The organism is Nitrincola sp. A-D6, assembly GCF_000764495.1.
In the GTDB taxonomy this organism is placed as follows: domain Bacteria; phylum Pseudomonadota; class Gammaproteobacteria; order Pseudomonadales; family Balneatricaceae; genus Nitrincola.
In genome coordinates, this window is record NZ_JRLB01000101.1 from 38,465 (window position 1) to 50,701 (window position 12,237).

At 48.7% G+C, this 12,237-nt stretch carries 14 protein-coding genes; 2 read left to right on the top strand and 12 right to left on the bottom strand.

The annotated features are described in order from the left end of the window. Positions 1 to 118 precede the first annotated feature (118 nt). The gene (locus LH51_RS16405) at positions 119 to 631 is read left to right on the top strand and encodes a sigma-70 family RNA polymerase sigma factor (protein ID WP_036524205.1); all 513 of its coding nucleotides are present in this window, start codon (positions 119 to 121) and stop codon (positions 629 to 631) included. Here the strand turns inward: LH51_RS16405 and LH51_RS16410 are convergent. The 11 genes from LH51_RS16410 to LH51_RS16440 form a co-directional block, all read right to left on the bottom strand. Further along, positions 618 to 1,025 (bottom strand): YbaN family protein, encoded by a 408-nt coding sequence (locus LH51_RS16410; protein ID WP_036524208.1) that lies wholly within the window; start codon positions 1,023 to 1,025, stop codon positions 618 to 620. The two genes, LH51_RS16405 and LH51_RS16410, sit on opposite strands and share 14 nt — an antisense overlap. Then, positions 1,025 to 1,648: a biliverdin-producing heme oxygenase gene (locus LH51_RS16415; RefSeq protein ID WP_036524271.1), complete on the bottom strand. Its 624-nt coding sequence runs from the start codon at positions 1,646 to 1,648 to the stop codon at positions 1,025 to 1,027. Before LH51_RS16415 ends, LH51_RS16410 begins: the two co-directional genes overlap by 1 nt. 96 nt (positions 1,649 to 1,744) lie before the next feature. Next, a complete protein-coding gene (locus LH51_RS16420; protein WP_036524211.1) occupies positions 1,745 to 2,854 on the bottom strand; it encodes a tetratricopeptide repeat protein in 1,110 nt (369 codons plus the stop codon). Between the two features lie 2 nt (positions 2,855 to 2,856). Further along, on the bottom strand, positions 2,857 to 3,009 hold the full coding sequence (locus LH51_RS21690) for a hypothetical protein (RefSeq protein ID WP_200882046.1): 153 nt from the start codon (positions 3,007 to 3,009) through the stop codon (positions 2,857 to 2,859). Between the two features lie 87 nt (positions 3,010 to 3,096). Beyond that, the gene (locus LH51_RS16425; RefSeq protein WP_200882047.1) at positions 3,097 to 4,203 is read right to left on the bottom strand and encodes a surface lipoprotein assembly modifier; all 1,107 of its coding nucleotides are present in this window, start codon (positions 4,201 to 4,203) and stop codon (positions 3,097 to 3,099) included. Next, positions 4,200 to 4,604 (bottom strand): hypothetical protein, encoded by a 405-nt coding sequence (locus LH51_RS21695; RefSeq protein WP_200882048.1) that lies wholly within the window; start codon positions 4,602 to 4,604, stop codon positions 4,200 to 4,202. The genes LH51_RS16425 and LH51_RS21695 overlap by 4 nt, the downstream gene beginning before the upstream one ends. 99 nt (positions 4,605 to 4,703) lie before the next feature. Then, entirely contained in the window at positions 4,704 to 5,411 is a 708-nt protein-coding gene (locus tag LH51_RS16430; protein ID WP_052063868.1) for a Slam-dependent surface lipoprotein, read from the bottom strand. Next, complete coding sequence (locus LH51_RS23735; RefSeq protein WP_268746591.1) at positions 5,408 to 5,533, bottom strand: hypothetical protein; 126 nt, start codon at positions 5,531 to 5,533, stop codon at positions 5,408 to 5,410. Before LH51_RS23735 ends, LH51_RS16430 begins: the two co-directional genes overlap by 4 nt. A 67-nt stretch (positions 5,534 to 5,600) precedes the next feature. Continuing rightward, on the bottom strand, positions 5,601 to 7,367 hold the full coding sequence (locus LH51_RS21700) for a TonB-dependent receptor domain-containing protein (RefSeq protein ID WP_052063869.1): 1,767 nt from the start codon (positions 7,365 to 7,367) through the stop codon (positions 5,601 to 5,603). Further along, a complete protein-coding gene (locus tag LH51_RS21705; RefSeq protein ID WP_052063870.1) occupies positions 7,352 to 8,791 on the bottom strand; it encodes a TonB-dependent receptor in 1,440 nt (479 codons plus the stop codon). Before LH51_RS21705 ends, LH51_RS21700 begins: the two co-directional genes overlap by 16 nt. A 306-nt stretch (positions 8,792 to 9,097) precedes the next feature. Continuing rightward, positions 9,098 to 9,976, bottom strand: coding sequence for a FecR domain-containing protein (locus tag LH51_RS16440; protein WP_052063871.1), 879 nt, complete (start codon positions 9,974 to 9,976; stop codon positions 9,098 to 9,100). 276 nt (positions 9,977 to 10,252) lie between these two features. Here LH51_RS16440 and tadA point away from each other — a divergent pair, with 276 nt between their 5' ends. Beyond that, positions 10,253 to 10,726 (top strand): tRNA adenosine(34) deaminase TadA, encoded by a 474-nt coding sequence (tadA, locus tag LH51_RS16445; protein ID WP_235263797.1) that lies wholly within the window; start codon positions 10,253 to 10,255, stop codon positions 10,724 to 10,726. Here the strand turns inward: tadA and mltF are convergent. Next, the gene (gene mltF, locus LH51_RS16450) at positions 10,721 to 12,229 is read right to left on the bottom strand and encodes a membrane-bound lytic murein transglycosylase MltF (protein ID WP_052063872.1); all 1,509 of its coding nucleotides are present in this window, start codon (positions 12,227 to 12,229) and stop codon (positions 10,721 to 10,723) included. The genes tadA and mltF overlap by 6 nt on opposite strands. Positions 12,230 to 12,237 lie beyond the last annotated feature (8 nt).

Here is a 12,237-nt window from a genome sequence, read left to right on the forward strand (position 1 = left end):
CTCTGCTTTAGCGCAGATCACTTTTCTGGCAGAAAAACAGAAACACTTGCATCAGATGCCGATATTAATAATAATGATAACTAATATCATTTAAGAAGGCCTATCGGAGCAATTGTTCATGACGGCTATTAGTACACAGCATGCGCAAGAAGTAGAGCAGCTGTATCTTGAAAACCGCACCTGGCTGTCCATCTTTATCCAGCGACGTCTTGGATGTCCGGATGACACGGCTGACCTCATACATGATACCTATATGCGTATTCTGACTTGTGGCTATCTACCTCAGAAACATGAGTCCAAACGCTTTTTAACCCATATCGCCAAAGGCTTGTTGGTCGATACGTATCGTCGTAAACAGGTTGAAAAAGCCTATGAGCAGTATCTGTTACAGCTGCCGGAGAGCTATGCACCATCGGCTGAAGAGCATGTGCTGATGATAGAGTCACTTGTCAGTATCGATGCGCTGCTGCACAGCTTACCTGATAAAATGCGTGAGGCATTGTTGCTAAGACAGTTAGATAATCTCAGCTATAAAGACATTGCAAAACGCTTGAATGTCTCGGTTTCATCTGTGGAAAAATATGTTGCCAAAGCACTTCAGGCCTGCATGGCGGATATCATTCAGGATTAATGACTTTCGTTTTAATTTTCATTGGGCAGGTTTTTGGCATTTCAGGTCGGCTAGCTAACCAAATCATCACCAACGCCATGAGGGTCGGTGCCGCACATTTAACCCATAAGGGTGCACTACTGGAAAACAGCAAAAATGTGCTGAGTAGCATACTCAGAGCAGCTATCCACTTGGCCCGACGAGGGATAGCCCGATGTGTTTGCCATTGGCTGATCAGAGGGCCAAATCGTGGATGCGCTAATAGCCAGGCGTGTAATCTTGGCCAGGCATTGGCTGAAGCCCAAACGGCTAATAGCACGAATATTGTGGTTGGAAAGCCGGGCAAGATGACACCGATAAAGGCCAATGCGATAAAAAACAATGCCAACAGGCGCCATAATGCTATTTTTAGCATTAGCCAGCCACTTCTTTTATGTTAATAGACATAATTTGATCGACTGACTTAGTAACAAAATGGAAAGCCTGTTTGGCCGCATCCAGCGCTTGCTTTTTTTGCGGGTCAGTCAGCATTAAATTATCAAGTAATGCCCTGAACTCACGCCAGTGCGCAGCCCGGCCATCAGCGTGAGCAGTCATATGTCTGGCACCAAAGGTCTCAGAAAAGCCCAGTGAATTTTTAACATGCTTGAGTAGAATAGCGGCACCCAAGTTCGATCCTTCGATAGTGTATAACCAACCCAGGCCAGCATAGACACCGTTAATACTCACCTCTTGTCCTTTTTTATGATCAATTTGTAGCAGATCAGTTGATATATTTAAATCCTTACAGTCCTGCAGAACAGCGTTCAGTCTGCTGCGTTGATGTGCTCCAGAGATAAGATTGTTTATCTGTTTGTCTTGGTAAACAGCTTCACTTGCTGAGTGCAGCCGCAGTTGCATACGTAAAAAACCTTGATAACTGGCAGTATCGGCAAATGGGTTAAGCTGCATAATGCTGTGATCCAGTTGATCATGTATTGCCTTGGTCCCTTCTTTCAGATACATCGAGAGCGCTTCAGATTCAGTTGTTTGGGTCATCATCATATCCATTAAATTATAGGGTGAAGATACCCTGTATACCGAATGAAATGATGATTTCCGTAAAAAATACTTCAGAATTATATTTATTTTGTTTTATTTCGTTTTATTTTTTACTGTTGTAGCCCGATTGCTATAAGGCCTTGCCTTGCCGGGTTTTCCCCAGGCAGTATAAAGGGCCGTAAGATTATCCAATGCCACCAACAGGCTGTCCTCATTCGCGGATGGGGTACTGTCCAGCAACGCCAAGGCTTTCAGAAACAGTGGCTCAGCTTGCGCATAGTGCCGCTGATTGTAATACAGTGTTGCCGTATAGCTGGCTATTTGTGATGCTTCCAGCGGACGCAGATTCAACTGATCATGCAGCAACAGGCTTTGCTCAAATAAGGCCAAGGCCGCGGCATTATCTTTCTGTGACAATTTCAGACTGGCCAGGTTACCCAGAATCAGTGCCTGCTCAATGGATTCACTTTTATTCAACTCAGACAGTAGCTCAAGTGCCTGTTGGTACAGACTGTCGGCTTGTTGGTAGTTGGTATTCAACTGATGGCGCAGTGCCAGTTCATTGAGATGCATAACACTGGCCAGGCTCGGTTCGCTGTATTGCTGGCGCAACAATAAGGCCTGTTCACGTATGGGGGTGGATTGGGTTTGTTGATTCGCATCATCATAGGCATTCGCCAGGTGTTCCAACACACTCAGCAGGCGTTCATTATCTGGCTGCGAGCTCTGCTGTAAGGCTTGACTGGCCTGTTCCAAGGCATTAATGGCTTGTTGCGGTTGCTGCTGCGCCGTGTGTGCCTGTGCCAGCAGTAATAGTAAATCCGCCGTGTCCGATGCGGAGCTGGGCTGAGGATGATAGTGCTCCGTCTCTGCAAAGCCTACTAAGGCATTGTTGATTAGATTTCCTGCCTCGGCATATTGATGTTCTTCCATTAGCATCTGCGCTTGTGCCAATACAGCCTGCCACAACTTGCCCTCGCCAGTATTCATTAGCGTGAGGTAACGCTCAATCGACTGCTGATAAACCTGCCTGGCCTGCTCAAAGCGGTTGGCCTGTTGCAATAGCTGCCCCTGGTTGAATAGTAACTGACCCAACTGCTCCTGATGTTCGCCAGACGCCTGATTACTCAGTTGCACGGCCTCGGAGATCGCCTCCAAAGCCTGATCAATTTGCCCTTGTGCAGCATAAATATAGGCGAGCATATTTAAACTACTGGCTTGGTAGCATCGCCATTATCAGCCTTTTCAGACACACGTATGGCTTGTTGTATCGCCTGTTGCGCCTGTTGATAGTCTCCGTGTTGATAGGCCTGAGTTGCCTGAGACTGCCAAGGCTTGCCAGTCTGTTGTACTGGCATGCGACTGCAGGCTTAAAAATAATAAGCTCAGGATCAATAAACTAAGATGACGTTGTCGCATAAAACTCTCACTTTTAGATCTAGTATTCAAAAACGTTTTTCCAGTTTCAAGCTGACACTGTTGCGGTCATAGGAGTACAGCCAGTCTATATTGCTATTTACTTTGCGGTGCTTGAAGGTCAGGTTGGGTTCCAAGCCATATACAGCAAGGCCAGGAAAACGCAGGATAGCGGTATAATTTTGTTCCACATCGTTTCGCTGCTCAGCAAATACCGCACTGAATGCATCATGTTCGCGCTCACGTACAGATGCAAAAAACACCGCATTGACGTGCTGATTAAAGGTCTTGGCAACTCCGGCTCTGAGGCCGATTTGTTCATAGGCATTTTGCTCTACTTCCGCCTGTTTACGAGTCCAGTCCAGGCCGCCAAACAGGGTCCAGTTGTTTGGTAGCGCGTACCAGGCGGTAGCATAGACTGATCCGGTATAACCATCATACTGAGATGCAAGGTTGTCTTTGCTGTATGCCTGATCTTTGTAGTCTGTTTCCAGCTTGAACATCACTTTGTCGGTCAGATAATGCAGCCATTCCCCATGCAGCCCCCAGGCGGTATAGAGGGACTCGTTACCATAACGTGAATATTCGAAGGAGGGTGCCAGTGACAACTGGTTGCGCAGCGTATGGTAACTGTAGCCGAACTGGGCGTTAAGTTGGCTTTCGTTGTAGGCTGAATGGTTTTTATAGCTTTGGCCGAAGAGTAATGAACGAAAATACAAGCCGTGATGCCCAGAAAGAGCAATGCGTTTGTTTAAAGTCATTTCATACTCGAGGCCTTCGGATCTGATAGCATCTGGCGTTTTACGTTCAAACAGGCATATGGAACTGTAATACATTAGGCAGGTATAGCTTTCCGATGATTGGTTAAGATTGTCTGACCAATTTGGGCCCAGGGATAGGGAACCTTGCCAGGATTGGCGTTTATCCACAGCTTGCAAAAAACTATCAATAGTTTTGAGTACACCTTGCTGGCGCTCATCGTCCGGGTTGAGGGTTTGAGCAATTTGCTGGAACATCCGCTTGGCTTCAGCATCTTTACGGTTTTCAAACAGCACCCGCGCCAGTTCCAACTGACCCAGCAAGAAGTCAGGATTAATCACCAATAGGATAGAAAACTCGGTTTCGGCCTGTCTCATATCCCCCGTAATCTGGCGAGTGAGCCTTGGGCATAGGCAATCAGCATGGGATCTGCTGCAGGAAACGTCCGATATTCTTCTAAAAAATATACCACGGCGGGCCACTGTTTTTGTTGAATCGATAAATACAAGGCACGGCCTACATCATTCACATCATGTTTGATGGTGTAGGTTTTACCGTCGAGAGTGAGTGTTGGGCGTTCACCCCTTAGGTAATCTTCATCCTCAAGGATTTGTCGTTCCTGCTGGAGTGACTGCAGATCAATACTTTGATTCAGGCGTAAAGAGGTATCCTGATTATCCGCCCAACTCTTCTGACCGATTGACAGGCTGATAAAAAATACAGCCACAATCGCCATTTTTCGTGACGAAACAAACAATAGATGTGATTCAGGTAACATAATCTGGCTTCGGTAGAGAAAGGGAAAGCAAGCGTCTGAAAACAGACGCTTGCTTGTTAAAACACTGTTTAATCAACTTCCATGTAGTTCAGGCAGTGCTTACTGTGCTTGACCACCAAAAGCGGTGTTGTAGTCTGATCCTGCACCGAAGTTCGCTATACCCGCTAGCGCATCCTGGTTGTTGAAAAAATGACCATTAACAGTACCTCCGGTAGCCACATCAACACCACTAACAGAGAAAACTGCTCCATTTCCTGAGACAGCTGCGGTGTTTAGCCCAATGTCCGCTGTCCCGATATCTAATTTGATGTTAGATGTAGTATTTTGTACATAGCCCGTGAGTTCCAAGGTACCGAAATCAGCAGTAAAGGTGCCTTGCATAACACCATTTTCTGTATATTTATTAATACCAGTAACGTTGTAATCGACTACAGAACCCAATAGGTTGTTTGTGGTTACGTTGCTGTCTGCGTCATCACCATGGTAGTAGACTTGGCGACCATTGTAGGTAGTGCCATCGACTACAGTCTCTCCATTTTCTGACCATTCACCAAACCAGACATCACCATCACCCGCTTGTGCAAAGCTGAATATGCCGAGCTCATCGTGAGTTTCTGGTGCCTCAGTAATTGGAAAATCCAGATGGTAGATTGGCCCCGTCAGGCCGTCAGTTAGCCCTTCAAAATCGACTTTTGCTGAGGTTCCCAGTAACGGGAAGTTGGAAATACCAATGCCAGCATTGTTCCAGGAGTGAGGTCCAAAAGGAACATTTGATACACCGACCTGTATATATTCATAGCCACTCACCGCGGCGCTCTGAGTGCCCGCCCAAGGGGCTGCCTGAACCTGGCTCCAGCCATGAACAGGGTGCTGCCCAGTGCGATACCGACTGTCAGTTTTCCTTTGTTGAACAGATGTTGCATTTTCATGATAAAGCTCCTTTCCAAGGTTAATTCAGATGGTCAGCAATTATTTATGGCCACCTGCTTATCAGAGCTATTGCTCTAATTCGTTAATTTTAAAATTCATGGTCAGGCTGAGCTTTAACACTCTGCCCGGCGCGGCCATCATTGAGCGGGTAATGGGGTCAACGTAATATTGATCGGTCAGGTTGGTACCTGTGAGCTCTATGTCGATGTTGTCGTTGACTTTGTAACTGGCATAGGCATCAACAATCATTAAGTTGTCCCAGGTAAAAGGCGAATTGAGGCCAAAATTACCGTAGTACTGGACATAGTCTTCAAGGTATTGATTGCTGTGAGCTTTGTAATAGGTTAGTCGGGTGCCTAGTTCCAGCTTTCTGTCCATAAACCGACCTCCCAGAGACAGGTTGCCGGACAGTTCAGGAATGGCTTGTGTCAACAGATAGCCGCCGATAAAACCATCCTGTACGCACCTTGGGGTAGACAGGCTGGCTGTTCCTCCTGGGCCCGTCTGCTGGTTAGCAGCTTCTGCGCTGGCTTTATCGCACACCTCGTTTTCCAGGATATAGGACAGGCCCAGGTTGGTGAAAAAACGTCCGTTGTCATAACGTGCCTGTATTTCGGCACCACGAATGGTCTGCTGTTCTATATTGCTAAAGCGCCACCAGCGATCACGTTCAATGACATTCTTTGTTTTGTGCTGGAAGTAGGCCAGCTTGAAATCGGCATATTCGGCATTTAACCAGGGAGTCAGATCCTGGATAAAGGCCAGTTCGTAGTTATAGGCATGTTCCGGCTCAATATCATAGTAGGGGCTTTGGTTGGAGGAAAAACCGATAGTGCTTTCAAACATACTGGGATAGCGTTTTGCTTCGCTGTAGCGGAAATAAATTCGGCTGGCATCTGTTAGTTGATAGGTGGTTGAGAAAAAGGGTGTCCAGGCGTGACTACGCTGCGTTTTGGCAGTGGTGTCAGCTTCATAGGTTAGCTCATCACGCAGAGCCGTAACTTCGGCTGATTCTCCTCCAGATTGTGTCTCTTCCCATGCTATACAGTCGTCGACATTGGATAACTCGCCATTTTCGCAGGGATTATCTGCCCTAAAGTAGTTACCTTTGCCGTCGTGATACCAGGCTGAGGTATATACTTTGTCGTATGTTTCACCCACCTGAACTTGTTGGTTGGCCCCTTGTGTAGCACTTTGATGTGCTCTAGTTGCTATTTGCTCTTCGGTCCATATCCCGCCAACAAGCTCATTAAGAAGTTCTATATTGTTTGCATAACTGGTTTGGTAAATAGCATCCCAGTCGTCCTGGGTATAGACAGCCTCGCCCGTCCAAGAAACCACTCGCCCCTGGTATGCTGTGGCTGTTGTTGCCATATTGCCGGCTTTCTGCTGCTCGTCCAGATAGTCGTCAAATGCCCAGTAGGATGAGTAGCGTGCGCCGGCTGTAAAGCTCAGTCGGTCAGTGGGTCGCCAGTCAAAGTTGAAGTTTGTTTCCCATTCTTGTCGACTGCCAGCCCGAGGAAGGCTCCAGCTGCCGTTCCAACTATCCGGGTTATACTCCAGCCCTTCGGAGCGCAGTTTTTCGTATTGCCAATTGCCACCCAGGGTGAGATCAAGAGAGTCCAGCAACGTCATTTTGTTGCTGAGGGTGATGCCGGTGCGTTCATTATCTTGACTACGCAGGGCGGTATTGAAGATATATGGATCGTCAGGACCAAAAGCAAAGTTTGGTGAACCACCGGCGGTGTAGGTATCACTGCCAGTATCGGTATGCCATAGGTTGGAGTAGAAATCGATCCAGCGGTTGCTTTCAGGATTCAGTGTATATTCCATGCTGTAAGCTTTGGCATCAACGTGGCTGAGTGGCCACTGAATTGTGCCTGAACACTGGCATAACCCGAACTGCGGATGCGGGAGGGCATAACTTCACCATAGAGGGTATCGGTATCACGAGCCGTAAAGGTGAGCTGCTGCTCATCGTTGAATTTCCATGTCAGTTTACCTAGCCAGGACTCCATGGTGCTGGAGGTATTCATCACTTCCGTTCCGGGTGGGAACCCTATTGCTAAACCACGCAGCGGATTGAGTTCAGCCAGTGTTGTTCCGCTTGAGTTATGGGGAGTTGAGTAGAAACCGGCATTGTTTTCACCGGAATAATGGTTGCCCTTTTCCCGATAGGCATAGGCCAGCATGGCGTCAAAATTTTCATGCCGTTTGCCAAAAGCCAGACGGTAGGCATAGTCCTCGCCGGAAAATGGGTTGTAATCGCGGCTGGTTTTCGGTTCGACACGCAGTGTCGGATCACCCAGGGAACCAATTGCGCCCGGTGAGAATCCTGAAATATCCCGATAGTCCATGCCAGTAGACAAGCCTGGCACGCGCGGACTTACCGAGCCACTACTGCCTTCTATCTTCAGTTCCGCACCAAAGTCTTCGCCTGGTTTGACAATATCATCAACACCAATGGTCTTTGCGACTATGGCACCACCCACACCACTGTAGACATTGCGCTCAAGATTCGGTCCCTTGATAATCTGAATGCTGCCAAGCAAATTCGGATCAATATAATTGCGGTTGGTAGCCCCGTTGTAGCCACGCCATACCGTGATGGCTTGTTCAGTACCATCGATGGTCAACGGCACCCGTCCGGGACCTTGAATCCCACGGATGTTCGGATCTATCGCACCACTGTTACGCGCATCGCCACTGAAAACCCCAGCAATACCATTCAGCAAGTCGGCCGGGTTGGCACCTTTATAGCGTTCAATCTCTGTTTTGCCGATATAGCTGGTTGAGATATCCCGATCAAATACTTCGTTGTATCCCTGCTCATCTCGCGTGAAAGTAAAACCGCTTCCATACACATTGAGGGCATCCAGCTGTACCGAGTCTGCGAGGCTGCTTTCCTGCTGCACGGCTGTGGCTGAACCAATCCGGTAAGCACCATCGGCTTGTTGGATGGCGACAAGTCCTGTATCAGTTAATAGTTGGCGCAACCCTTCATGCGCGGTGTATCGCCCCTGAAGCCCCTGGCTGGTTTGTCCTTGTAGTAATGCACCATTCAGATAAAGCTCCAGGCCCGCCTCTAATCCAAAACGATTCAGTACCTGGTCGAAGTCACCGGCCGGAATATTGAATTCACGAATATCGGATACCGTGGTTTGTGCTGCAAGTGGTAAGGCATAAAATGGGGTGATTCCTGCCAGAGACAGGCCGATCAAGATGACGTTCAGTCGTGAAAAGGGTTGCGACAACATATGGACTCCTGCTGTTTCTCATCAAGTTGTAATCTATACACCGGATGAGGAGCCTAAATCCGTAAACAAAAACTAAATGATTTATATTCGTATCCTTTGTTTGTTAATAAGCCTGTGATAGAGGATGGAATCAACTATCAGTGTCAACCTGTATAGTGAAGAAGAAGCCTGAATCTGTAAGCTAGGAGCTGTCCGAGAATAGTGACCAAAACGGCTTTTCCGCATATTCTCGGACAGCCTCCTAAGTAGTCTTGATAAGACGCTAAGCAACTGACTATCTCAGTGCTTTTATCTCGGTTATAAAGATTACGCCGGTAGCAGGGTGATCCAGTAGGGGGTAAAGGCTTGCAGTCTGACCGGAAGAATTTCTGTTAATTGCTGGAGTATGCGTTCTGTGTCTTGCAGCGAAAATATGCCGGTTACCCTGAGCGATGATACGTCCGGGCTCACGCGTAGCTTGCCGGTATGATAACGTGATAACTCCTCGGCAAACTCTAGCAATGGCATGTTGGCCACCGCCAGTTTTCGCCTGGTCCATGCCATATTAGCAGCCTCTACAGCCTGGCGTTTGATCAGCCGAAAACGGGTGAAATCAGCACCCAGTCCGGATTCTATGATGCTGATGTCATCAGACTCGGCGGGTTGAATTTCTACCCGGCCTTCGTAAACGGCTAATCGAGCTTGTTTGTCCATAAGTCTTACTGAAAAGCGCGTACCCAGTGGACGTAGACTACCCTCTCGTGAAACTACGGATAGGGGGAGTTGGTGGGGCGCCGTTTCGATATAGACTTCGCCCTCATACAGGCGTATTTCGCGTTTTCGCGGGGTAAAGTTTATATCGATCCGAGTTGCTGTGTTAATAAACAGATGGGTACCGTCAGCCAGGATTATGTCCTGTATTTCACCCTTATTGGTGGCATAGTCAGTTGAGTTGAAAAGGTTGGTACGGAAGTGTTCTGTGGCCAGTAGCCCAGCGCCAGCGGTAACACTCGCATAGGTTAAAAACTGGCGGCGAGAAATGGATTTTGTCTGTCTTAATAATTTGCTGCCAACTTCGGGGTCGGGTACGACACGAAAACGCTGTTGTAACTTTTGTACCTGTTGCCAGGCCTGTTCATTTTCAGGTGCTGACTGACGCCAGGATAAACAGGCAGCATGATCTTGTTCTGTGACATCATCCGCCATAGTCGTGCCAGCCAGTTACAGGCCTGATTGATGGATTCCTTTGATGTTGCCGGCCGATCCAGTGTGTTGCGCCGCATGTTAATTTCCCAGTTTATCTGAGCATCTGCCGGTATTTTTACATAGAACTGAGCGGGATAACAAATGATTATTATTACTATTTGTAGTCTGGCCCTTATTGTTAGGGGGGAGGGCGCAGGCTTCAGCTGTGACTGATACAGATGTGTAACTCTGCTATTATCTTGGCTGTTTGACAACTGAATGGGAGCGACACAGCTTGTGACGGATCAGGTAGATATCGACTGGATGAAGCGGGCACTTGCGCTGGCACAACAGGCGGCAGATCTAGGTGAGGTGCCGGTGGGTGCGTTGGTGGTGTTGGACGGACAGGTGATAGGTACTGGGTTTAACCAGCCGATTGGTGCACATGATCCCTGTGCCCATGCTGAAATTATTGCCCTGCGCGAAGCGGCCTTGCGGCTGGGTAATTACCGTTTACCCGGTGCGCAGCTCTACGTCACACTGGAGCCCTGCATGATGTGTGCGGGAGCGATGATCCATGCACGTATAGAGCGGCTCATTTTTGCTGCAACTGAACCTAAAGCGGGGGCTATAGTCAGCCAGCTCAACAGTTTTGAGCTGGCGCATGTAAATCATCGTCCGGCCGTGACGTCAGGTGTACTGGCGGCTGAATGCAGTGCACAGCTGAGTGGTTTTTTTAGGGCGCGGCGAGCGGCCAAGCGCGGATCATAAGCTGGGAGCAAAATTCCTTAACACCTTTTCGCTGATGTCGCGGAAATCCTCTGGCGTGTTGCCATTGGGTATCCCTTCCTCGTCATCGGGTTGCTGGTTTTCGCGAGTCAGCAGCTGATATTCCCACTCAAACACATCGATATAGCGCCGGACGTTATCGACATAACGGACGGGTTCATGGCCTCGGGCGTAGCCATAGCGCAGTTGTGAGTAATAACGTTCCTGAGCCAGTTTGGGCAGGTGTGAACGCACATCGGCCCAGCGATCCGGGTCATCACCCAACTGCTGAGTCAATCGCCGGGCATCTTCCAAGTGGCCATAGCCTACATTGTAGGCGGCCAGCGCGAACCAGGTATGGTCTGGTTCGGGAATCCGAGCAGGAATGCGTTGTTTTACATTCAGCAGGTACTGTGCCCCACCCAGAATGCTTTGTTCTGCATCGGTGCGATCTTCAACATTAACCTCACTGGCAGCGGCATTGGTTAGCATCATTACACCTCTGACGCCTGTTGGCGAAACAGCATCAGCATTCCAGTGTGACTCCTGATAAGCAATGGCGGCCAGTAGTGACAATCCAAAACCGGTGCTTTCGGCTGCTTGTGAAAAATACGGTTTGAGCGGTATAAAGCGTTCGGTCAGATGACTGCGGAAAGAAACCGTATCAAAAAAATTCAACGGATTTTCCTGGGTGAAGTAGCGAGCTTCCAGATCGGTGATCAGTGCTTGAGTGTCAGGCGCTGCAAAAAAATCATTGAGCGCATTGATGAAGGACTGGTCTCTTTGCAGGGGCAGTAGCCAACTCACCGCAATGGGCTCGCCTAATGCTGAAGCTTCCTGTAAGCCTGGAAAAAAAGAGCGCTGGGTGCCAAAAAAGAAAGTATCTGTGACGGTATAATCTAATTCGCCTTCATGCACGGCCCTCAGCAGGTCAATACTGTCGGCATCGGCGGGTGTGATTATCTCTATTGAGTCTAGTGAGTCGATGCCTGCGAGGTAGTTGTGCAGGCTGGCTTCATGGCTGGTGCCTGGCAGTACGCCGATTCGGCTGTCGACCAAGTCTTCTGCGGTTTGCGGGGCGGGGCGCCCCTGGCGTTGCCTGTAGATGAGTACTGAATTACTTTCGCGGTAGACAGGACCGGCTTTGAATAGCAGGCGGCGCTCATCGGTGGTAAGCAGATTGGCCGCCAGAAAATGCACGCTGCGGCCTTGCAGGCTCCGAAACAGTTCGTTGTAATCGTTAGTAACGGTAAGTTCCAGTTCCACGCCCAGGTAGTCGGCAAAGGCTTTGCTGAGCTCATACTCAAATCCGGCGGGGTCTCCCCGCTGCAGGTACCAGGTCATTGGGCTGTTGACAGTACCAACACGTAGTTTGCCCTGGTTTTGAATCAGCTTGAGTTGGGTGGCATTGTTCAGGCTGATAAACACCACAGCAAAGGTCAGACCAAGCACCAGCAGGGTCAGTAACAGTTCGCGCAGGTAATTAGATTTTTGTGTTGGTATCATGTCTTGGC